This window comes from Allobosea vaviloviae (assembly GCF_001298265.1).
Taxonomy (GTDB): domain Bacteria; phylum Pseudomonadota; class Alphaproteobacteria; order Rhizobiales; family Beijerinckiaceae; genus Allobosea; species Allobosea vaviloviae_B.
The window spans coordinates 100,548-121,336 of sequence record NZ_LGSZ01000060.1 but is presented as its reverse complement, the minus strand read 5'-3'; the positions used below and the strand labels follow the sequence as shown (position 1 = coordinate 121,336).

Below are 20,789 nucleotides of genomic sequence, written 5' to 3'. Positions count from 1 at the left end.
TCAATCCGCCAGCACGACACGGCTGCGCGAAAGGAAGACCGGCGCGCCGTCGCGCCGCGCCTCGATCACAACAGTCCAGCCACCGCTGTGGACTGTCGGCACGCGCGCCGCATAGCTGCCTGGCGCCGTCTCGCTCAGCGTAGCCTCGTGATCGTGCTGCCGCGTCGCCGGGTGCAGCAGCTTCGCCTCGACAGCCAGCCCCTGGACGGGCAGCCCCTGCTTGTCGTGCAGCACCAGCGCGACGAGGGCATCCGCGCCGGTGCGGTGGATGTCGGCCTTCGCCTGCCAGCCGCGCGCGTCCTGCTCCTGCATGCGGGCGATCTCGCTGTTGAAGCGCTGGCTCGTCTCATAGGCGCTCTTCACATCGACGCCGGGCATCGTCCGGATCGCCATGGTCATCATGATCGCATTCACCCCGGCCACGACGATGAAGAAGGCGATCATGCTCGCCAGCACGATGCGCCCGCTGAGTTCGAACGGGCGGCGCGCGCTCGGCGCGGCGCGAACCGGCAGATCGATCGGCATGATGAAACCTCCGCAGCAGCACATGGCGTTCTCTGGAGCATGGCCTTCGCGGAAACGGGTACCGTCCTCGCTAGGGTCTTCGCTCCATCTCTCTGTCGACGAACAGGTTTTCGCGGTCGGGCGGGAAAGCCCGGCTGCGACGTGATCTAGGGCGCGATGAAGTGATCCTGGACCGTCACGACCTCGCCCGCGAACAGGTCGGACGCGGTAAACGTGATCGTTTGCGTCGGACTGACATGGACATCGGCGGGCACGGTGACGAGCACCCGGACCTCGCGCGAGGTGTCGGGCGGGACCGATACGATCGGCCGCAGATCGGCGGTCGCCGTGACGCCGACGGCCTCGATGCGCAGGCCCGGCACACCGTGAACCGTCAGTGCGACGGGGCGCTCATCGGGCCGCTTGTTGAGGATGCGGATGGTATAGGCGTTGCGGATCGAGCCGTCGCTGAGCCGGACGAAGAGCGGTGCGCGATCGTGCAAGACGGACAATTCGACCGTGCGGCGCGTCGCCAGCTGGTAGACCATGGCGCCGCCGACCACGACGATCAGCGCGGCATAGATCATCGTGCGCAGGCGCAGCGGATTGTAGACGGGCTTTTCGCCGGCGCTGCGCCGCTTGACGTTGTCGTCGGTGTCGTAGCCGATCAGCCCCTTGGGACGGCTGATCTTTTCCATGACGTTGTCGCAGGCGTCGATGCACAGACCGCACTGGATGCAGTCGAGTTGCGCGCCGTCGCGGATGTCGATGCCTGTAGGGCAGACGGCGACGCATTGGCGGCAGTCGATGCAGTCGCCCGCCGGCTCATTCTTGGCACGCAAACGCTCGGCCTGGCGCAGCGAGACGCGGGGATCGCCGCGGTCGTAGCGATAGGTGACGTTCAGCGCGTCGTCGTCGGTAAGCGCGGCCTGGATGCGCGGCCAGGGGCACATATATTTGCAGACCTGCTCACGCATGATGCCTGCGAGCGCATAGGTCGTGAAGGTCAGGATCGCGATGAAGGCGTAGGCCGTGAAGGGCGCCTGCAGGGTCGCGAGGTCGCGCACCAGTGTCGGCGCATCGGCGAAGTAGAGCACCCAGGCGCCGCCTGTCCACCAGGCGATCATCAGCCAGACGAAGTGCTTGCCGCTCTTGCGCCAGATCTTGTTGGGGGTCCAGGGCCCTTCGTCGAGCTTGATGCGCTCGCGCCTGTCGCCCTCGAAGAAGCGCTCGACCACCAGGAACAGATCGGTCCAAACGGTTTGAGGGCAGAGATAGCCGCACCAGACCCGGCCTGCGACCGCGTTCATCATGAACAGCACGAAGGCCGCCAGGATCAGCAGGCCGGTGAAGTAGTAAACCTCCTGCGGCCAGATCTCGATGAAGAAGAAATAGAAGCGGGCATTGGCGATGTCGAGCAGGACCGCCTGGTCGGGCAGGTTGGGGCCGCGGTCCCAGCGCAGGAAGGGCAGCAGGTAATAGACACCGAGGCAGAGCGCCAGGATGATCCATTTGGCGCGCCGGTAAGGCCCGGACACGCTTTGCGGATAGACCTTCTTCGTCGCCGCGAAGAGCGGCAGGTCGCCAAGGTCCGTCTCTTGGGAGGCCATGTCTACTGGCCCCCTCCCAGCGAGTGCACATAGATCGTCAGCGCCTTCACCGTGGTCGCGTCGAGACGCTGACCCCAGGCTGGCATCACGCCGGCGCGGCTGTTGGTGATGGTCTCGGTCAAAGAGGCCAGGTCCATGCCGTAGAGCGAGATGGCGTCGGTGAGGTTGGGCGCACCGAGCTCCTTGTTGCCTTTGCCGGCGTCGCCATGACAGGCGGCACAGTTGGTGGCGAAGAGCTCGCGGCCCATGGCCAGATCGGCGCTGGCTTCCGTCGGCAGGCCAGCCAGTTCGCGGACATGGTTGGCGACGGCACGGATCTCTGCGGGCTTGAGCAGGCCGTCCTTGCCGAAGGCCGGCATCTGGCTGACGCGGGTGTCGTTGTTGCCGGCGACGCGGACGCCGTGCTGGAGCGTCAGATGGATCTGGTCGAGCGTGCCGCCCCAGAGCCAGTCGTCGTCGTTGAGGTTGGGATAGCCCTTGGAGCCGGCCCCGCCGACGCCGTGGCACGCGGCACAGTTGTCGCCGAAGGCGGCCTTGCCCTGCGCCATCGCGATGCGAAACAGCGACGGGTCGGCCTTGATCTGCGCGAGGGAGGCCTCGGCGAGGCCGCTCGACTGGGTCGCGCGGTGCTGCTGCAGCAGAGCGAGGTCCTTGGCGATCTCGATGCGCGAGGCATAGCCGATGACGCCCTGCGTCGCGCCGGTGATCAGCGGCCAGGCCGGATAGACGACCCAATAGCCGACCGACCAGACGATGGTGGCATAGAAGATGCCGAGCCACCAGCGCGGCAGCGGCGTGTTGAGTTCGCGGATGCCGTCCCATTCATGGCCGGTCGTGGACACGCCGGTGTGGGCGTCCACCTCGTGATGGTCCTGATGCTGAGCCATGATGTCAGTCGTCCTGCAGCGGGGTGCGGGAGGCCTCTTCGAACCGGGCCTTGTTTGACGGCCAGAAGGCGTAGAGGCAGACGGAGAGAAAGATTCCGACGAAGTAGAGCAGGCCAGCCGACTGCGCGAAGCGCGCCAGCCATTGATAGGTTGTGTCCATGATGACCTCGCTCAGCGAATGTTGGCTTTGTCGTCGTAGAGCTTGAAATCGACGAGCGTGCCCAGCACCTGGAGATAGGCGATCAACGCGTCGGCCTCTGTGATGCGAGCCGGGTCGCCGTCGAAATCGCGGGCCTGCACCTTCGGGTAACGTGCCTCGAGCTCGCCGGCCTTGGGATGCTCCGGCGTGGCCTGAGCCCGCAGATCGGTCTCTGCCTGCGCGATCATCTCGTCGGTGTAGGGCACGCCGCCGCCCCGGTTGGCGCGCAGCTCGTTGGCGATATCGCCGAATTTGAGCTCGTTGCGCGCCAGGAACGGATAACCGGGCATGATCGATTCAGGCACCAGTGCGCGCGGATCAGAAAGATGGCCGCGCTGCCACTCGTCTGAATACTTGCCGCCGACGCGGGCGAGATCGGGTCCCGTCCGCTTCGAGCCCCATTGGAACGGCTTGTCGTACATGCTCTCGGCCGCGAGCGAATAGTGCCCGTAGCGCTCGATCTCGTCGCGTAGCGGCCGGATCATCTGGCTGTGGCAGTTGTAGCAGCCCTCGCGGACATAGATCGCGCGGCCCGCCAGTTCGAGCGGGGTGTAGGGCCGCATGCCGTCGACCTTCTCAATGACGTTCTTCAGGTAGAAGAGCGGCGCGATCTCGACCAGGCCACCGACCGAGATCACCAGCAGCACGCCGATGATCAGGATGATGGAGTTGGTCTCGAAGATCTTGTGCTTCGACCAGAGCGACTGGCGAGGAGCCTTGTGTTCGATGCTCGTCATGGAAGGCGATCCTTACTCGGCCGGCACAAGGCGGGGCTGCAGAGGGGCGCTGTCTTGGGCGCTCTCTGGCGTTCCGCTGCGGACCGTCATCCAGAGGTTGAAGACCATGATCAGCGCACCGGTCAGGAAGAGTGCGCCGCCGAGCGCGCGGATGACGTAGAAGGGGTGCATCGCCGCGACCGTCTCGATGAAGGAGTATTCGAGGAAGCCGAGCGGGGTGTAGGCCCGCCACATCAGGCCCTGGAGGATGCCGGAGACCCACATCGCCGAGATGTAGAAGACGATGCCGAGCGTCGAGATCCAGAAGTGCCAGCTCACGAGCTTGAGCGAATACAGCTCCTTGCGGTTCCAGAGCCAGGGCACGAGGCAGTAGATCGCGCCAAACGAGATATAGGCGACCCAGCCGAGCGCGCCCGAGTGGACATGGCCGATCGTCCAGTCCGTGTAGTGGGAGAGCGAGTTGACCGCCTTGATCGACATCAGCGGCCCCTCGAAGGTCGACATGCCGTAGAAGGCCAGCGAGACGACCATCATCCGCAGCACGGGGTCGGTACGCAGCTTGTCCCAGGCACCTGACAGCGTCATCAGGCCGTTGATCATGCCACCCCAGGACGGCATCCAGAGCATGATCGAGAAGGTCATGCCGAGCGTCTGGGCCCAGTCGGGCAGGGCGGTGTAGTGCAGGTGGTGCGGACCGGCCCAGATGTAGAGGAAGATCAGCGCCCAGAAGTGGATGATCGAGAGCCGGTAGCTGTAGACCGGCCGGCCGGCGCGCTTGGGCACGAAGTAATACATGATCGCGAGGAAGCCGGCGGTCAGGAAGAATCCGACGGCGTTGTGGCCGTACCACCACTGGAACATCGCATCCTGCACGCCCGACCACAGGATATAGGACTTCGGCGAGAGGACCGAGACCGGCAGCGCCAGGTTGTTGCCGATATGCAGGACCGCGATGGTCAGGATGAAGGCGAGATAGAACCAGTTCGCGACATAGATGTGGGGCTCCTTGCGCTTGGCCAGCGTCAGCAGGAACACCAGCAGGTAGACCACCCAGACGATTGTGAGCCAGAGATCGGCGTACCATTCCGGCTCGGCGTATTCCTTGCCCTGGCTGATCCCCAGCAGGTAGCCCGTGCCGGCGATGACGATGAAGAAATTATAGCCCAGGATCACGAACCAGGGCGCGATGTCGCCCGCCAGGCGGGCGCGGCAGGTGCGCTGGACGACGTAGAAGGAGGTGCCGAGCAGCACGTTGCCGCCGAAAGCGAAGATCACGGCCGAGGTGTGCAAGGGCCGCAGGCGGCCGAAATTAATCCAGGGCAGATCGAAGTTCAGGACCGGAAAGGCGAGCTGCAGGGCAATGACCAGGCCGACCGTGAAGCCGGCGATACCCCAGAACATCGCGGCGATCGTCGCGAACTTGACCGGCTCCATGTTGTAGTTCGGGCGCCCGTCGATCTCCTGCGGCGCGGGCACCTGGCCGGGCTGGAACAGGCGGTTGGCGATGAGGATCAAGCTGCCAAGGGCCGCGGCGATCGCCAGCGTCACGTGGAAGGCATAGGCGGGATGGTCGGTGAGCGCCGCCACGAGAATCAGCGGCAGGACCGCGCCGGCGGCAAGCGCCATGCCGGCGAATTCGCCCATCGTGGCCTGCCTGACAGGAGAGACAACCGCTCCCATGAAATCATTCTCCCCCATAACCGTTGCACTGCTGGTGGAGCCTTACAGGCGCCCGCACCGGCCAGATTTGATCCATGTCAAAGAGAGCTCCCGTGCCCTCGACCCGCTAGCCGTCACCGGTCGAAGCGGCGGCTTTGACCTCGCTCAAGGTCGAGCCGACGGATGCGCCTAGGACTTGCCCCACAGACACAGGGAGCCAGACCATGGCGAAGATGATGAAGGCTGCGGTGGTGCACGCGTTCGGCAAGCCGCTGGTGATTCAGAACGTTCCGGTGCCCGTGCCGGGCCCCGGGGAGCTTCTGGTCAAGGTGCTCGCCTGCGGCGTTTGCCACACCGATCTCCATGCGGCCGAGGGCGATTGGCCGGTGAAGCCGGTGCCGCCCTTCATTCCCGGCCATGAGGTGGTCGGCGTGGTGGCGCAGCTCGGACCGGGCGTCACCGATTTCAAGGAAGGCGACATGGTCGGCGTCGCCTGGCTGCACGATGCCTGCCTGCGTTGCGAATACTGCGAGACCGGCTGGGAGACGCTGTGCGAGCACCAGCATGACACCGGCTACAGCTGCGATGGCGGCTTCGCCGAATATATCATCGCGTCAGCCCCTTTCGCGGCGCGCCTTCCCGCTGGCGTCGATGCCGCGCAAATGGCGCCGATTCTATGCGCCGGCGTCACCACCTACAAAGGTTTGAAGGAGACTGAAGCGCGACCGGGGCAGTGGGTCGCCATTTCCGGCATCGGGGGGCTTGGCCAAGTTGCGATCCAGTACGCCAAGGCGATGGGCCTCAAGGTGGTCGCGCTCGACATCGCGGCCGAGAAGCTCGCCTTGGCCCGCACCACCGGCGCCGATGTTGCGATCGATGCGCTTTCGCCCGATGCCGTCTCCGAGGTCATCAAGGCGACCGGAGGCGGCGCGCACGGCATCCTTGTGACGGCGGTTTCGCCGCCGGCCTTCTCCCAGGCGGTGCGCATGGTACGCAGGAAGGGCACTGTCGCCTTCGTAGGGCTGCCGCCGGGCGAGTTCCCGACGCCGATCTTCGATGTCGTGCTGAAGCGGATCACCCTGCGCGGCTCGATCGTCGGCACCCGGCGCGACCTCGACGAGGCCATCGGCTTCGCGGTGGAGGGCAAGGTCAAGGCCGAAATCACCAAGGCGCCGCTCGGCGACATCAACGCGATCTTCGCCCGGCTCAAGGCGGGCCAAATCGAAGGCCGCATCGTTCTGGATCTCACCATGCCGATCACGGCATCGGCGCTGCAGGCCGAGCCAGCCGGTGCCTAGATCGGCTGGCGCTGCGAGGGAGATGTCCGAATGTGACGAAGCGTGATCGTCGCAGGCGGTGAGCGCGGTGTCTGCGCGACGCCGACTCTCGCTTTCGCCCACTGTGACCTAAGGGCAGCAACGGCGTGCCCTTGAGCTAAATCATGGTCCGGCAGATTGGCCGGACCTAGAAGCGCAGGTGGGAGGACCTTCGCGATGCAACAAAGCTACAAGATCGGCCGGATCACGGCCGCGCAGATCGACCGGGCCTATCTCCTCGTGAATCGGGTCGCGCCCAAGCTCGATCTCGACGCATGGCGGGCGTTCTGCCGCGAGATCCTGGCTCAAAAACGCCAGGCGATCGATCGGGACGACATCGTCATCGCCGTGAATCCTGCAGGCTATGTCCAGGGTCTCTGCAGCCATGCGGTCAGGAACCATCCTTTTCACGGCCGAATTCTGGATGTCTCGATCTTTGTGGTCACGAGCGCTGCCGATGAGGCCGGTATCGCGGGCAGCCTCCTGGATCACTTGAAGGATCTGGCCCGGCAGGACGCTTGCAACACGATCCGCATCTGGACGCTGGGACAGAACGACTGGAGCCGTCCTCTCCGTGATCGGCAGATCGACCAGCCCGACCATGGCGTTCTGATGATCCCGGTCGCGGCTTGATCGGGAAGGGGTCGTCAGGCCTGCGGCTTTCCGGTGAAGACATAGCCGACGCCGCGCACCGATTTGATCAGCGACGGGTTTTTGGGATCGCGCTCGACCTTCTTTCGCAACCGTGCAATCTGCGCATCGATCGTCCGGTCGAAGGCCTCCAGCCTACGTCCATGCGTGAGATCCATCAGCACGTCGCGCGAAAAGACGCGCCCGGGATGCCTGGCCAGCACCGCCAGCATCTCGAACTCGCCGGTCGTGAGCATGATGTCCGTACCCTCCGCCGTCACCAGCTGGCGCCGGGCCAGGTCGAGGCGCCAACCCTCGAAATCGATGGTCTCGCCATCTGCGCCATGCGCAGGCGCTGCCGGCTGCCGCCGGCGCAGCACCGTCTTCAGACGGGCGAGGACCTCCCGAAGGTGGAACGGCTTTGCAATATAGTCGTCGGCACCGACCTCGAGACCGACGATCCGGTCGACCACGTCATCGCGTCCTGTGAGCATGATGATCGGCACGTCGGACCGTGAGCGGATCTCGCGGGCCAGCGCCAGGCCATCCTCCCCTCCCGGCAGAACGAGATCGAGGAGGATGATGTCGATCGGGGTTTTCTGCAGGCAGTCCCGCATGGCCTGGCCGCCGGCGACCGCGGTGATGCGGTAACCCTCGTCCTCGAAATAATGAACGAGCATCTGACGAATGCGCGAGTCGTCGTCGACCACGAGGATGTGCTCGTTACGATTCTGCGATTCAACCATGGTTGGGATTCAGGCGGATCATTGCACTCGGGCTGTTACAATCGGTCACAAAATTACACCGATTGTTACGCTGGTATCGTCTCTGCGTGACCGGGATTGGGTCAATTCTCTACATCGATAGCCGTAGAGAGGCGCCCATGTTTTCGGAAATCACTATGTCACAGCGGGATGTCGATGTCAGTGATTTCGCTGACGCACCCCGGACTGTGCCGAGCCTGCAGACCCTGTTCAGCAGGCAGGCTGTCGAAAAGTTTGAAGGCGGCACCGCAGTCTTCTGGGAGGGCGACCCGGCCAGCCACGTCTTCGAGGTGGTCGAAGGCGTCCTGCGCGTCTTCAAGATCATCAGTGAGGGCCGCCGCGTGATCACCGGCTTCATCTATCCCGGCGACCTGCTCGGCGTTTCCCTCAAGGATCATTATCTCTACACCGCCGAGGCCGTGACCACGACGAAGCTGAGGCGTTTCGGGCGGACCCGCTTCCAGGACGAGATCAACCACTCGCCCGAGCTTCGCCCCCAGCTCTTTGCGCGCCTCTGCGACGAGATGGCCGCCGCGCAGGATCAGATGGTCCTGCTCGCGCGCAAGAGCGCGGAAGAGCGGGTCGCCAGCTTTCTGCTCATCATCGCACGGAGGCTGTCGGGCAACAGGCAGGCCGCACCGGTGATCGAAATTCCGATGACCCGCCTCGACATGGCAGATTATCTCGGCCTGACCATCGAAACGGTGTCGCGGACTATGACGAAACTGATCGCGAGCGGCGTCATCGCGCCATGTGGCCGCCACGCCGTCACCGTCTGCAAACTTGGAAAGCTCGCACTCCTTGCCGGCGAGGCCGATGATGAGGATAAGCACGTGGCGAGCGCGGATTCGGTGCGGCGGGCCGTCTGGCCCAACTGATAAGCGTTGCGCTCCATGGGGTGGCGGCGCCAATGAAGTCCAAGGTCACCAGCGAGCACAGCCTGGATGAGATCGTACGCGTTCTCGACAGCGCCAACCTCATCGTCCAGGATTTCGACAGCGTGATCAGCCGCTGGACCAGCGGGTGCGAAGAGCTCTACGGCTGGACCCGCGAAGAAGCCGTCGGAACGGTGGCGCACGAACTCCTCGCGACCGTCTTTCCCATTCCGATCGAAGACATCCGCGCTCAGCTGCGGGAGCACGCTCTCTGGACGGGAGAATTAACGCATCGGCACAAGGACGGCCATGCGATCCACGTGGCCAGCCGATGGGTCGTGGTGACGTCGGAAGGGCAGGCCGGCTTCGTCATCGTCGAGAGCAATATCGACGTCGGTGCCCTCAAGCACGTGCAGGCCGATCTCATCGCCCGCGAAGCACATCTGCGCTCGATCCTGAATACCGTGCCCGAAGCCATGGTGGTGATCGATGAATTCGGCACGATCACCTCGTTCAGCACCGCGGCGGAGCAGTTGTTCGGCTATGCGACCAGCGAGGCCACAGGTCAGAACGTCCGGCTCCTGATGCCGCAGCCGGACCGCAATGCCCATGACGGCTACCTGTCGCGCTACCTGACGACGGGCGAGCGGCGCATCATCGGCTACGGCCGTGTGGTCACGGGCCTCAAGAAGGACGGCACCCGCTTTCCGATGGAACTGGCGATCGGCGAGGCGATCGCCAACGGCAATCGCATCTTCACCGGCTTCATCCGCGACCTGACCAGCCGGCACAGGATCGAGGAGGAACTGCGCCAGGCCCAGAAGATGGAGGCCGTCGGGCAGCTGAGCGGTGGCATCGCGCATGATTTCAACAACCTGCTCACCGTCATCAGCGGCAACCTGGAGATGGTCGAAAAGCGCCTTCAGGACGAGAAACTGCGCGGCCTGCTTCGCGAGGCGCAGGAGGCCGTCGACGATGGCGCTAAGCTGACGGGGCAATTGCTGGCTTTCGGCAGGCGCCAGCCGCTCAATCCCAGGCACGCCGATGTCGGCCAGCTCGTGTCGAATTTCTCCGGCCTCCTGCGCCGGACGCTCGGCGAGGCCATCGAACTGCGCACCGTCGTCACCGGCTCGGTGAACCAGGCCCTCGTCGATGCCTCGCAGCTGCAGAACGCGTTGCTCAACCTGGCTCTGAATGCCCGCGATGCCATGCCGCGCGGCGGGCGCCTCACCGTCGAGGTCTCGGCGTCCCGGCTCGATGCCGACTATGCGAGCATGTATCCTGGAGTCCGCACCGGCAGCTATCTGCTGATCGCCGTCACCGACACCGGCGAGGGCATGCCGGCCGAAGTCCGTGAGCGCGCCTTCGAGCCGTTCTTCACCACCAAGGAGGTCGGCGCCGGAACCGGCCTTGGCCTCAGCATGGTCTATGGCTTCGCCAAGCAGTCCGGCGGACATGTCCAGCTTTACAGCGAGCCCGGCCAGGGCACGAGCGTGCGGCTGTTCCTGCCCGTCGTCAGCGCTGGGCGGTCACAAGAGGATGCGGCCGTGGCGGACGACGACGGCCTGTCCTCCGCGCCCCGGGGAAGCGAGACGATCCTCGTCGTCGAGGACGATGCGCGCGTCCGCCGCGTCGCCGTCGCGAGGCTGGCGGATATCGGCTACGGGGTCATCGAGGCAGGGACCGGAGCGGAGGCGCTGCGACTGCTGGCGGCTCGCCCCGAGGTGAAGCTGCTCTTCACGGACATCGTCATGCCCGGCGGCATGACCGGCGATGAGCTGGCCAAGACGGCGAGAGCCCTGCGGCCGGACCTCAAGATCCTTTTCACCTCGGGCTTTGCGGAACCAAGCCTCGCCGGTCGCGAGCTGTCCGCGGAGGGGAGCTGGCTGAAAAAGCCGTATACCGCCAGGCAGTTGGCCCTGCGCCTGCGCGAACTGCTCGACGCGCCGGCTTGACGTCGCCACCATCGATTCCGCGGCGCTGACGAACAGGCGGCTTCGATCTTGCCCCTGACAGAGCGCGAGCCTTGTGCATGCTCGTCGCCTTTCCCCAAGCATCCCGCTCATCACCTTGTGAATGAAACTGGCGACCATCGCTCCGACGCGTCCTCGCGATACCGGCATGCGAACGGGGCGCAGCCCGTGATTTTGTCGCTTGCAGGCTAGAACATGTCGTATTCCAACACATCGCGGAGGGGATGCGTTGGAACTCTAACGATCACAAAAACGAGGGGATCGACCGACATGAACCGTCTTGCCATTCTTGCGTCCAGCCTGGCGCTGGCCTGCGCTGCGACCCTTGCCGCCCTGCCTGCCGCGGCCCAGGATTCGCTGGCGAAAATCAAGGAGAAGGGCGTCCTCTCCGTGGGCGTCAAGAACGACTACAAGCCCTGGGGCTTCCTCGAGCCGTCGGGCAAGATCGTCGGGCTCGAGATCGATCTCGCCCAGGCGATCGCCGACAAGATCGGCGTCAAGCTCGAGATGCTGCCGGTGATCGCCGCCAACCGGATGGAGTTCCTGAAACAGGGGCGGATCGACATGGTCATCGCGACGATGGGCGACACCGCCGAGCGCCGCAAGATCGTCGGCATGGTCGAGCCGAACTACTATGCCGGCGCGACCAACGTCATGGCCCCCAAGAGCGCCGGCCTGAAAAAATGGGAAGACCTCAAGGGCAGAAAGGTCTGCGCCGTGCAGGGCGCCTATTACAACCGCCGCGTCACGCAGATGTATGCGCCGGAACTCGTGGTGTTCCCCTCCGTGCCGGATGCGTTGAACGCGCTGCAGGGCAACAACTGCGTCGCCTTCCTTTTCGACGACACGCTGATCGTCTCGACGCTGTCCGGCGGCGACGCCAAATGGGCGAATTACGAGATGCCGCTGGTCTCGGAGGACCCGCAGCTCTGGGCCATCGGCATCCGGCTGGAAGACATGGATGGTCCCTTCGGCAAGCTCGTCAAGGACATGTCGGTCGACTGGCACAAGAGTGGCAAGCTGCTCGATCTCGAGACCAAATGGGGCATCAAGCAGAGCCCCTACCTGATCGAGACCAACAAGAAGCTGAAGGCGGCGTCTTAAGCGTGCGGCGCGTCATTCTCGGACGCAGCGCAGCGGAGATCCGAGAATCTCATGACGAGAAGGCGCTGGTTTCCGAGATGGTCGGGTCCAACCCGGCCATGACGGCTCGTCTTCAGGGCTTCCTCCGATGATCGCCGCCTTCTTCGAGCGCCTAAACCAGACGCAGGGGCTGAACTTCTCGGTCTTCTACGATGCTTTCGATCGCTCGCGCTTCCTGACGGGGCTGTGGACGACGAGCTATATCTGCGTGGTCGCCATCCTCGCCTCGCTGCTGCTCGGCCTGCTCGGCGTCTGGATTGCCGGCAGCGCCTCGCGGCCCGGGCGTCTGCTCGTGCGCGCCTATGTCCAGTTCTTCCGCAACACGCCGCCGCTGGTGCAGCTCTCATTCTTCTACTTCGCCGTCGGCGGACTGCTGCCGACGGTGTCGGATGGTTTCGGCGGGCAGTCGCCGCTGATATCGGGAACCGGTTGGGCGATCATCGCGCTCTCGCTGTTTGCGGGTGCCTTCAATGTCGAAATCTTCCGGGCGGGCATCGAGGCGGTGCCATCGACCACCATCGAGGCGGCCGAATCCCTCGGCTATACGCGGCTGCAGCTCTACATCCATGTCGTGCTGCCGCTCGCCTTCCGAATCTGCCTGCCTGCGCTCAACAACAACCTCGTCAACCTCGTGAAAACGACGACCTTGGCCTATGCGATCGGCGTCCCCGAATTGCTCTATGCGGCATCGCAGATCTGGTCGGAGATGTTCAACGTCCGTGAGATGATGAACGTCTTGCTGGTGACCTATGTGCTACTCGTCGCCGTGCTCGTCTTCGTGATGGGCCGCTGGGAGCGCGCGATGCGCATCCCCGGTTACTCGACATGAGACCGGCAGCGAACGACCTTCCCGTCCTGCTGCCCTATCGCGCGGCGGGTCCGATCGCGCCCTCGGGCCTCGCCGCGCCCGTTCTGCTCGGCGGTGGGACGCTGGCCGCCTTTGCCATTCTGTTCGGTGCGTCGCTGGCTCTGGCGCAGGTCGCGGCACGGCCGGCCGGGGAGGGCGCCTTTACGGTGCTGCTGCGCTGGGCCCCGCTGATCTTCCAGGGCTTCCTGTTCAACATCCTGATCAGCTTCCTCTCGATGGCGCTGGGCACGCTTGTGGGCGTGCTGGTCGGCATCGCGCAGGTATCCCTGCTGGCGCCGGTGCGACAGGCCGCCTGGGGCCTGACCCAGTTCTTCCGCAACGCGCCCTGGCTGGTTCTGCTGTTCTACGCGATGTTTCTTTTACCGTTCGAGTTCAGGCTTTTCAGCCTGAGCATCGCCTTTCCGGCCTGGGTCAAGGCGGTCATCGGGCTGGCGCTGCCGGTCGCGGCCAATGTCTCGGAGATCGTGCGCGGCGGCATCCGCTCGATCCCGGCGGGCCAGTGGGAATCGGCCGAGGCGCTGGCCTTCACCCGCCGGCAGACGATGTGGATGATCATCCTGCCACAGGCGTTCAAGCGGATGATCCCACCTTGGATGAACCTCTATGCGATCCTGACCATGGCAACGACGCTGATCTCCGTTGTCGGCATCCAGGATGGGCTGACGATCACCCGCGCGGCGCTCGTCGCCGAGAGCCGGCCCGAGCTGATGATCCCGATGTACACCCTGCTGCTGCTGATGTTCTTCGCCTATTGCTACCCGATCGCGCGGGCGACCATGGCGCTCGAACGCCGTTTCAACGTGAAGGTCTAGACGGATATGGCGAGCCGGCATCAACTGGGTGAGCCTGTCGTCGTGATCGCGGGCGTCGAGAAATCCTTCGGGACGTTCAAGGTCCTCAAGGATGTCGGCCTCACCGTTCGGCGTGGCGAGACGGTCTGCATCATCGGCCCATCCGGTTCGGGCAAGTCGACGCTGCTGCGCTGCATCAACGGGCTCGTGCCGATCAGCAAGGGCTCGATCACGGTGGCCGGTCGCGAGGTCAACGATCCGCGCCTCGACAAGCTGAGCTTGCGCCGCGATGTCGGCATCGTCTTCCAGCAGTACAATCTGTTTCCCCACAAGAGCGCGCTGCAGAACGTCATGATGGCGCCAATCCATGTGCTCAAACAGGACAAGGCCGAGGTCGAGGAGAGGGCGCGCCGGCTGCTCGCCAAGGTCGGCCTCTCCGACAAGCTCGCGAGCTATCCCGGCGAATTGTCGGGCGGTCAGCAGCAGCGCGTCGCGATCGCGCGCTCGCTGGCGATGAACCCCAAGGTCATGCTGTTCGACGAGGTCACCGCCGCGCTCGATCCGGAAACCAAGAAGGAAGTTCTGGTGACGATCCAGGATCTCGCCGCCGAAGGCATGACCTGCATCCTCGTCACCCATGAGATGGGTTTCGCCCGCGAGGTCGCCGACCATGTCTACTTCACCGATGGCGGGCTGATCGTCGAGCACGGCACGCCCTCCGATCTCTTCGGCGCACCGCGCCAGGAGCGCACGAAGGCCTTTCTCGACAAGGTGCTCTGACGCCGACGCCGTGTCGCATATCAGCTGGCTGCTGTCGCAAAACGACAGCCGGCCGCGAAGCCGGCGCGGAAGACTATCGCTCTTACTAGCAAGGCGAACCTGCCATGGCCTCGACCGTCACCCCCGATCCGAGATCCGTCGCCGGCAAGGCGCTGCATGTCGAGGCGCGCACGCAGCTGCTCGTCATCGGCGCCGGGCCAGCCGGGCTCGCAGCCGCGATCGAGGCGGCCGGGCAGGGGCTCTCGGTCGTGCTCGTCGACGAGAATCCGGTCTCCTTCACGACCATGGGCGACGAAGTGCCTTTGCATTATGGGCAGGGCATGTCGGGGCTGGCACGCAACCGCAACGCCATGCTTGAGGCCTTCATCGGCTCCGAGCCGCAGATCGAGATCGCCTTCGAGGCCGGCGTCGATGTCAGGCTGGGCACGACCTGCTGGGGCCTCTACGCCAACGGCCCCTCGGTGACCTGGCTGCCGGGCCTCGTCGCCGGGCTGAACGACGAGGAGCGGTGCTGGATGCTCCAGGCCGACCATGTCGTGGTCGCCGCTGGACGCCGCGACATGGGGCTGGGCTTCCCCGGCTGGGAGAAGCCAGGCGTGATGGGGGCGACGGCCGCGGTCTCCCTGGCCTCGCGCTATGGCGCGCTCGCGCCGCGCCAGGTCGTAATCCTCGGCTCTTCGACGGACGCCGTGACGGCGGCGCTTTCGCTTCGCGAGGCCGGGGTCGAGATCGTGGCGATGGTCGAGCAGGCGGCCGAGACGCTTGCCCCTGCCGCGCTGATCGCCACGCTGATCGAGGGCGGCACAGAGATCCTGAGCGGTCATGTCGTGCGCGAAGCTGCTGGCGGGGACGCGGTCGAGGCAGCGCTCGTCGGCATTGTCGATGCGAATGGCCGTGCCACCGGCCACGAACGCGCGATCGCCTGCGACGGCATCATCCTCGCCGTCGGCGCGACGCCCGTGATCGATCTGCTAGACGCGCTCGGCTGCGAGATCGCATTCCAGCCGGAGCGCGGCGGCTATGCCCCGCTTGTCGACGCCGACCAGCGTACCAGCCTGCCCGACGTCTTCGCGGTTGGCGATGGCGCCGGCATCTGGCCCTCGAAGACAGTGGATCGCGCCGTCGCCGAGGCCGAAGGCCGTCGGGCGGTCGCGGCGATCGTCAAAAACCTCGGCATCGGTGGTGGCGCGCCGCCGCCGCTGCGAGTTCTGCCCGACTTGCCGAACCACGACATCGGCGCCTATCGCCTGGCCTGGGTCCGCGCCAGCGTGATCGAGGCCCGCGCCGAGTTCCATGTCTGCCAATGCGAGGAGGTCACGGCCCGCGAGATCCTCGAGGTCCGCCCGCCGCGCTATCTCGACTGGCAAAACGAGCGCCGCAACGACCGCTCGCTTTCGGCGCTGCTCGGCGCGGAACCGCCCAATCCCGACCAGATCAAGCGCCTGACCCGCGCCGGCATGGGGCCGTGCCAGGGCCGGCGCTGCCGCGAGCAGGTCGCGGCGCTGCTGGCGCTGGGCGCGGCGATGCCGCTGTCCTCGATTCCGCTTGCGGGTTACCGCACCCCGGTCCGGCCGCTGCCGCTCTCGGTGGCGGGCCAGATCCCCGAGGCGCCCGAACAGGCGCTGCATTGGGACACCTGGTTCGGCATGCACGCGCAGTGGCGACCGTTCTGGGAGGTCCCGGAGCTTTATACGGTCGCGAGCAACGACGCGTCCGGCCCCGTGGCGAGCGAGTGAGCAGACCTGAGCGAGCGAGAATGGCCATGAGCGAGATCAAGGGAGCCAGCGTCATCATCGTCGGCGGCGGCGTCACGGGCCTCAGCGCCGCCTGGTGGCTGGCGCGCGAGGGCGTCGATGTGCTTGTCGTCGAGAAGGGCATGATCGGCTGGGAAGCCTCGGGCCGGAATGGTGGCGGCTGCTCGCACCACCATTCGCCGCTCTTCCTGGAGGAGCAGCGGCTCTGGCCGCAAATGGACGAACTGCTCGGCTACCCTACCGAGTTCAGCGGCAAACGGATTCGTCTGGCCTCCAGCGAGCACCAGATGGCGCTCTATGGCCGGGCGCTGTCGAACGCGAAGCGGCAGGGCTTCGAATCCGAAATCCTCGACGTCAAGCAGATCAGGGAGTTCGTGCCGCTTGCCGGTGAGACCATGGTCGGCGGCTATTTCTACAAGTTCGGCGGCCACGCCAATCCCCACCGCACCCTGCAAGCCTATGCCTGGGCGATGCAGGACCATGGCGGGCGCGTGATGCGGCACTGCGCCGTGACCGGGTTCCGTACAGATGGCGGCAAAGTAACGGGAGTCGAGACGCAGCGCGGCTTCATCGCCTGCGACCATCTCGTCCTCGCCGCCGGCCCGCAGACCGGGCGGTTGTCGGCGATGCTCGGGCAGGAGGTGCCGGTCGCGTCGGCGCGCTGCGAGATGATCGTGACCGAGCCCCTGCCGCTGATGCCTTATGGCGGCGTCGATGGAAACGGCCTCTATGGGCGCCAGACCCTGCGCGGCAACCTCGCCTATGGCGGCGGCCCGCATGAATGGCTCGATATCGCCGGCAATGCCGCCCCCGCCAAGCCTTCGACCCCTCTGATGGGGCATATCGGCCGCAGGCTGGCCGAGCTGCTGCCCAAGGCCGCGCATGCCCGCATCATCCGCTCCTGGGCTGGGGTGATCGAGAACACGCCCGATGGAAGGCCGGTGATCGACCGGCTCGGCTCGCATACCAATGTCTTGGTGGCGACGCTGTCGAGCGTCGGCTTCGGCCTCTCGCCCGCCAGCGGCCACGCCATCCGCGACCTCGTCATCGACGGGGCCTGTTCCTTCGCCGACATCTCGTCGTTCAGTCTGGCGCGCTTCGCGCAGCTTGAGCCGAACTGGCGCGAGTTGCAGGGCTGGCAGGCACTGGCGGCAGAAGAGGCGATCGCGGCGTGAGTTGGCGTGCCGGCGCAAGCCGCGCAGGGCGGGGCGTTAAGTCGAAGCGAGGCGGGCCACGCCCGACGATGATGAGCACTATGTCTACGCTATAGCCCTCCAGTGCCGCAACGGGTGCCATTTCTGTTGACCTTGGTGCTCCAAAAAAAAGGTCAGGCCCATTGCCGCCAGTTTGACGTCGCTTCTGCTTTCAGGAAATCGATCATTGCCCGAACCTTCTTCGGGAGGAATGAACGGCTCGGATAGAGCATCCAGATCGCGGTTTCGTAGGTGGTTGCCGTGACGCGCTGGTCTGGAAACAGATCGACCAGACGTCTTGCCGCGATATCGTCGTCCACCAGCCAGTTTGCCAACAAGGCAGGTCCCATACCGGCAAGCGTCAGTGCATGCAGCGCGAGCGCACCCGATGCCATCACGCCGCCCTTCACCTCGACCTTCTCGATCCCTCCATCCAGATTGCGAAAGAGCCAGAGACTGCGAAATCCCGGCAAAAGAAGACGCAAGCAGTCGCGTTGCGAGAGATCGGATGGGTGCTGGGGCCGGCCATGCATGTTGAGGTATTCCGGACTGGCGCAAACCCGATAGCGCGTGTCCTGCAGTTTCGCGGCGACGACATCGCCAAAAACCGCCGGCCCGAGACGGATGGCCAGATCGATCCGTTCGGATACGAGGTCGAGGTTGACGTCGGTCAGCACCAGTTCAATATCGACGTTCGGAAACTCCTGCCGAAACCGCGGCAGCAATGGAACGATGACCTTCTGTCCAAAGGCGACGGTAGAGGTCATCCTGAGTGTGCCGAGCGGCCCCCTCGTGAGAGACAAGGCGTCGTCGCGCGCGCGATCGAGCGCCGCGATCGAGACCTGAACCTGCCGCAAGTAGACGTCGCCGGCTTCGGTCAGGGCGACACGTCTCGTCGAGCGCTGGAATATCCGGAATCCCAGCTCTTCCTCGACCGCCGCGACCGTCCGCGACACCCATGAGGGGTCGACCTCTCGGTCGCGAGCGACCTCTGCGAAGGAGCCACATCGCGCAATCTCGATCAGAAGGGAAGCGTGGCGCATCTCCATTGATGTAAAATAGGCATCAGTATGCTTCTCAACAAGCTATTTAATGTCAGTTGTATCGCGTGCAGGTTGGGGCTGTTCGACAGGGCGCCCGCGAGCTGGACCGGCTTTTCTGAGCGGCGCGCTTCTCATCTTATCATGAAGGAAACGCTCCAATGACCAGGATCCTCCGTATCGATTCCAGCGCCCGCGACAGCGGTTCCATATCCCGTCTCGTGGGCGACCACCTGGAAGCCAGGCTCGTCACAACGCTGCCCGATACGCGCATCGCCCGCCGCGACCTCGCTTCGACACCACTACCGCATATCTCGAACCCGACCATTACCGGCTACTATACACCGGCCGATCAAATGACCGCGGAACTGCACGACGCGACTGCCCTTTCCGACGAGCTCATCCAAGAGTTGCGTTCGGCCGAGGTTCTGATCCTCACCGTACCCATGTACAATTTCTCCATTCCCTCGGCGCTGAAGGCGTGGATCGATCAGGTTGTTCGGATCGGACACACCTTTTCCTATGACGGTGTCAGATTCTCCGGGCTGCTCACCGGAAAGCGGGCCTATGTCATCTGCGCTTACGGCGCCTCGGGTTATGCCGCCGGCGGGGCGTTCAGCGCGGCGAATTTCGTCGATCCCTATCTGCGCTTTCTCCTCAGCTTCCTCGGCATCGAGGATGTGACCTTCGTGGCCGTCGAAGCCACCACTGCAGGCGAGGCGACGCTCGCAGCCAACGTCGATGCCGCAAAACGGGCAATTAATTCCGCTCTGGAGGCCGCGTGATGGCGAAAATCGCTTTCTTAGGGCTTGGAGCCATGGGCTCCCGGATGGCACGCAATCTCATCGCGGCGGGACACGAGCTCACGGTCTGGAACCGCGATCCGCAGAAGGCGGAGGCACTGCGCGATACGGGGGCGGATGCGGCGCTCACGCCGCGCGCCGCCGTGGCGGACAGCGATTTCGTCTTCAGCATGCTGCGTGATGACGCGGCTTCGCGTTACGTCTGGCTGGAGGCAAGGGACGGCGCACTCGGCGGCCTGCCCGATGGCGCCATCGCAGTCGACTGTTCGACGTTGAGTGTGAACTGGGTACAAGAGCTTGCAGAGCTATGCAGAAGGCGGAACATCGTCTTCATCGATGCGCCAGTGGTCGGATCGCGGCCGCAGGCCGATGCCCGGCAGCTCATTTTCCTCGCCGGAGGCGTGGCCGAGGCCGTGTCACGGACGGAGGCGGTCCTGTTGCACATGGGAGCCTCTGTCCTCCATGCAGGACCGAACGGCGCAGGCGCCGCCGCCAAGCTCGCCGTCAATACGCTGTTCGGAATACAGGTGGCGGTGCTCGCCGAACTGATCGAGGCCGTGCGGCATCGGGGTTTCGATCCGGCGCGATTGGTCGAACTCGTTTCGGCCACGCCCGTCTGTAGCCCCGCAGCGAAGGCGGCGGCAGGGGCGATGCTTCTCGATACATTCCCCCCACTATTTCCAATCCAGATCGTCGAGAAGGATTTGGGCTACGCTCTATCAATTGCCGAGACAGTCGACAGCACGCCCCTGGCTTCAGCCGCGCGAAACGTCTTTGCGCGCGCCATCAATGCAGGTCATGGCGCGGACAACATCACCGGTGTTGTCCGACTCTACAGGCAGTCCTGATCTCAATTGGACACGCAGGAAATTGCACCGTTTACTTGAAGGGAAATGGTCCGAAAGGCGGGCGGTCCTTATCCAAGGACACGCATCTGGATAGTCGGAGAGATCGCAAGCGATTCAAACTTTCCACAGCCAAACATCGCCATTTTTACACCTCTCTCCAAGCAAGCGACCTAAAGCAAGCGACCTTGCGCTCTCCTGCAGGCGTAGTTTCGGCGGAAAATGGCGGAAGGGGTGGGATTCGAACCCACGGTGGGCTTGCACCCACGGCGGTTTTCAAGACCGCTGCCTTAAACCACTCGGCCACCCTTCCGGTGTCGCAGTCATTGCCGCGCATGGGGCGTTTTGGCAAGCGCTGTCCGCGAGGAGCGGGCGAGGGTGGATCGATGCAGGGATCGAACAGCCCGTCAGGCTCGCT

The 20,789-nt window shown here is 64.7% G+C and carries 20 protein-coding genes and 1 tRNA gene; 12 read left to right on the top strand and 9 right to left on the bottom strand.

Annotation, left to right across the window (positions count from 1 at the left end):
- From AE618_RS22870 to ccoN, 6 genes are all read right to left on the bottom strand, one after another.
- Positions 1-525, bottom strand: a complete 525-nt coding sequence (locus AE618_RS22870; RefSeq protein WP_197280865.1) for a FixH family protein — start codon at positions 523-525, stop codon at positions 1-3.
- Positions 526-671: 146 nt separating this feature from the next.
- Positions 672-2,114, bottom strand: coding sequence for a cytochrome c oxidase accessory protein CcoG (gene ccoG / locus AE618_RS22865; protein ID WP_054211380.1), 1,443 nt, complete (start codon positions 2,112-2,114; stop codon positions 672-674).
- 2 nt (positions 2,115-2,116) lie between these two features.
- Positions 2,117-3,001: a cytochrome-c oxidase, cbb3-type subunit III gene (gene ccoP / locus AE618_RS22860; protein ID WP_054211379.1), complete on the bottom strand. Its 885-nt coding sequence runs from the start codon at positions 2,999-3,001 to the stop codon at positions 2,117-2,119.
- Positions 3,002-3,005: 4 nt separating this feature from the next.
- A complete protein-coding gene (locus tag AE618_RS22855; protein WP_054211378.1) occupies positions 3,006-3,161 on the bottom strand; it encodes a cbb3-type cytochrome c oxidase subunit 3 in 156 nt (51 codons plus the stop codon).
- A gap of 11 nt (positions 3,162-3,172) precedes the next feature.
- Entirely contained in the window at positions 3,173-3,937 is a 765-nt protein-coding gene (gene ccoO, locus AE618_RS22850) for a cytochrome-c oxidase, cbb3-type subunit II (RefSeq protein WP_054211377.1), read from the bottom strand.
- Positions 3,938-3,949: 12 nt separating this feature from the next.
- Positions 3,950-5,617: a cytochrome-c oxidase, cbb3-type subunit I gene (ccoN, locus tag AE618_RS22845; protein ID WP_054211396.1), complete on the bottom strand. Its 1,668-nt coding sequence runs from the start codon at positions 5,615-5,617 to the stop codon at positions 3,950-3,952.
- Between the two features lie 203 nt (positions 5,618-5,820).
- On the opposite strand from ccoN, the gene adhP reads away from it, so the two are divergent.
- Together adhP and AE618_RS22835 are read left to right on the top strand one after the other, a co-directional pair.
- Positions 5,821-6,894, top strand: a complete 1,074-nt coding sequence (adhP, locus tag AE618_RS22840; RefSeq protein ID WP_054211376.1) for an alcohol dehydrogenase AdhP — start codon at positions 5,821-5,823, stop codon at positions 6,892-6,894.
- Positions 6,895-7,089: 195 nt separating this feature from the next.
- Positions 7,090-7,545, top strand: a complete 456-nt coding sequence (locus AE618_RS22835) for a hypothetical protein (protein WP_054211375.1) — start codon at positions 7,090-7,092, stop codon at positions 7,543-7,545.
- Positions 7,546-7,559: 14 nt separating this feature from the next.
- Here the strand turns inward: AE618_RS22835 and AE618_RS22830 are convergent, their stop codons facing one another.
- Positions 7,560-8,288 carry a response regulator gene (locus AE618_RS22830; RefSeq protein WP_054211374.1) on the bottom strand — a complete coding sequence of 243 codons (729 nt, stop codon included), beginning with the start codon at positions 8,286-8,288 and terminating at the stop codon, positions 7,560-7,562.
- Positions 8,289-8,290: 2 nt separating this feature from the next.
- Here AE618_RS22830 and AE618_RS22825 point away from each other — a divergent pair, with 2 nt between their 5' ends.
- The 8 genes from AE618_RS22825 to AE618_RS22790 all read left to right on the top strand — a co-directional run bounded on the left by AE618_RS22825 (position 8,291) and on the right by AE618_RS22790 (position 17,665).
- Entirely contained in the window at positions 8,291-9,184 is an 894-nt protein-coding gene (locus AE618_RS22825) for a Crp/Fnr family transcriptional regulator (protein ID WP_248310985.1), read from the top strand.
- Positions 9,185-9,216: 32 nt separating this feature from the next.
- Positions 9,217-11,136: a hybrid sensor histidine kinase/response regulator gene (locus AE618_RS22820; protein ID WP_054211372.1), complete on the top strand. Its 1,920-nt coding sequence runs from the start codon at positions 9,217-9,219 to the stop codon at positions 11,134-11,136.
- 288 nt (positions 11,137-11,424) lie between these two features.
- Complete coding sequence (locus AE618_RS22815) at positions 11,425-12,258, top strand: transporter substrate-binding domain-containing protein (protein ID WP_054211371.1); 834 nt, start codon at positions 11,425-11,427, stop codon at positions 12,256-12,258.
- A 127-nt stretch (positions 12,259-12,385) separates the two neighbouring features.
- The gene (locus AE618_RS22810) at positions 12,386-13,126 is read left to right on the top strand and encodes an amino acid ABC transporter permease (RefSeq protein WP_054211370.1); all 741 of its coding nucleotides are present in this window, start codon (positions 12,386-12,388) and stop codon (positions 13,124-13,126) included.
- Positions 13,123-13,977 carry an amino acid ABC transporter permease gene (locus AE618_RS22805; RefSeq protein ID WP_082365499.1) on the top strand — a complete coding sequence of 285 codons (855 nt, stop codon included), beginning with the start codon at positions 13,123-13,125 and terminating at the stop codon, positions 13,975-13,977. Before AE618_RS22810 ends, AE618_RS22805 begins: the two co-directional genes overlap by 4 nt.
- Positions 13,978-13,983: 6 nt before the next feature.
- A complete protein-coding gene (locus AE618_RS22800) occupies positions 13,984-14,736 on the top strand; it encodes an amino acid ABC transporter ATP-binding protein (RefSeq protein ID WP_054211369.1) in 753 nt (250 codons plus the stop codon).
- 104 nt (positions 14,737-14,840) lie between these two features.
- Positions 14,841-16,472, top strand: coding sequence for an NAD(P)/FAD-dependent oxidoreductase (locus AE618_RS22795; RefSeq protein ID WP_054211368.1), 1,632 nt, complete (start codon positions 14,841-14,843; stop codon positions 16,470-16,472).
- Positions 16,473-16,498: 26 nt separating this feature from the next.
- Positions 16,499-17,665 carry an NAD(P)/FAD-dependent oxidoreductase gene (locus AE618_RS22790; protein WP_054211394.1) on the top strand — a complete coding sequence of 389 codons (1,167 nt, stop codon included), beginning with the start codon at positions 16,499-16,501 and terminating at the stop codon, positions 17,663-17,665.
- A 152-nt stretch (positions 17,666-17,817) separates the two neighbouring features.
- On the opposite strand, the gene AE618_RS22785 is transcribed toward AE618_RS22790, so the two are convergent.
- Positions 17,818-18,732 carry a LysR family transcriptional regulator gene (locus AE618_RS22785; RefSeq protein WP_054211367.1) on the bottom strand — a complete coding sequence of 305 codons (915 nt, stop codon included), beginning with the start codon at positions 18,730-18,732 and terminating at the stop codon, positions 17,818-17,820.
- Between the two features lie 152 nt (positions 18,733-18,884).
- Here AE618_RS22785 and AE618_RS22780 point away from each other — a divergent pair, with 152 nt between their 5' ends.
- Positions 18,885-19,508 carry an FMN-dependent NADH-azoreductase gene (locus AE618_RS22780; protein ID WP_054211366.1) on the top strand — a complete coding sequence of 208 codons (624 nt, stop codon included), beginning with the start codon at positions 18,885-18,887 and terminating at the stop codon, positions 19,506-19,508.
- Positions 19,508-20,374, top strand: coding sequence for an NAD(P)-dependent oxidoreductase (locus AE618_RS22775; protein ID WP_054211365.1), 867 nt, complete (start codon positions 19,508-19,510; stop codon positions 20,372-20,374). The genes AE618_RS22780 and AE618_RS22775 overlap by 1 nt, the downstream gene beginning before the upstream one ends.
- Positions 20,375-20,594: 220 nt before the next feature.
- Here the strand turns inward: AE618_RS22775 and AE618_RS22770 are convergent.
- A tRNA-Ser gene (locus AE618_RS22770) sits at positions 20,595-20,684 on the bottom strand.
- Between the last annotated feature and the right edge of the window lie 105 nt (positions 20,685-20,789).

Coding starts and splice junctions, on each gene's coding strand:
- AE618_RS22805 (WP_082365499.1), top strand. CDS start 13,123: ATGAGACCGGCAGCGAACGACCTTCCCGTCCTGCTGCCCTATCGCGCG.
- AE618_RS22820 (WP_054211372.1), top strand. CDS start 9,217: ATGAAGTCCAAGGTCACCAGCGAGCACAGCCTGGATGAGATCGTACGC.
- ccoP (WP_054211379.1), bottom strand. CDS start 3,001: ATGGCTCAGCATCAGGACCATCACGAGGTGGACGCCCACACCGGCGTG.
- AE618_RS22830 (WP_054211374.1), bottom strand. CDS start 8,288: ATGGTTGAATCGCAGAATCGTAACGAGCACATCCTCGTGGTCGACGAC.
- AE618_RS22855 (WP_054211378.1), bottom strand. CDS start 3,161: ATGGACACAACCTATCAATGGCTGGCGCGCTTCGCGCAGTCGGCTGGC.
- AE618_RS22800 (WP_054211369.1), top strand. CDS start 13,984: ATGGCGAGCCGGCATCAACTGGGTGAGCCTGTCGTCGTGATCGCGGGC.
- AE618_RS22785 (WP_054211367.1), bottom strand. CDS start 18,732: ATGGAGATGCGCCACGCTTCCCTTCTGATCGAGATTGCGCGATGTGGC.
- AE618_RS22815 (WP_054211371.1), top strand. CDS start 11,425: ATGAACCGTCTTGCCATTCTTGCGTCCAGCCTGGCGCTGGCCTGCGCT.
- adhP (WP_054211376.1), top strand. CDS start 5,821: ATGGCGAAGATGATGAAGGCTGCGGTGGTGCACGCGTTCGGCAAGCCG.
- ccoG (WP_054211380.1), bottom strand. CDS start 2,114: ATGGCCTCCCAAGAGACGGACCTTGGCGACCTGCCGCTCTTCGCGGCG.
- AE618_RS22780 (WP_054211366.1), top strand. CDS start 18,885: ATGACCAGGATCCTCCGTATCGATTCCAGCGCCCGCGACAGCGGTTCC.
- AE618_RS22775 (WP_054211365.1), top strand. CDS start 19,508: ATGGCGAAAATCGCTTTCTTAGGGCTTGGAGCCATGGGCTCCCGGATG.
- ccoN (WP_054211396.1), bottom strand. CDS start 5,617: ATGGGAGCGGTTGTCTCTCCTGTCAGGCAGGCCACGATGGGCGAATTC.
- AE618_RS22790 (WP_054211394.1), top strand. CDS start 16,499: ATGAGCGAGATCAAGGGAGCCAGCGTCATCATCGTCGGCGGCGGCGTC.
- ccoO (WP_054211377.1), bottom strand. CDS start 3,937: ATGACGAGCATCGAACACAAGGCTCCTCGCCAGTCGCTCTGGTCGAAG.
- AE618_RS22835 (WP_054211375.1), top strand. CDS start 7,090: ATGCAACAAAGCTACAAGATCGGCCGGATCACGGCCGCGCAGATCGAC.
- AE618_RS22810 (WP_054211370.1), top strand. CDS start 12,386: ATGATCGCCGCCTTCTTCGAGCGCCTAAACCAGACGCAGGGGCTGAAC.
- AE618_RS22870 (WP_197280865.1), bottom strand. CDS start 525: ATGCCGATCGATCTGCCGGTTCGCGCCGCGCCGAGCGCGCGCCGCCCG.
- AE618_RS22795 (WP_054211368.1), top strand. CDS start 14,841: ATGGCCTCGACCGTCACCCCCGATCCGAGATCCGTCGCCGGCAAGGCG.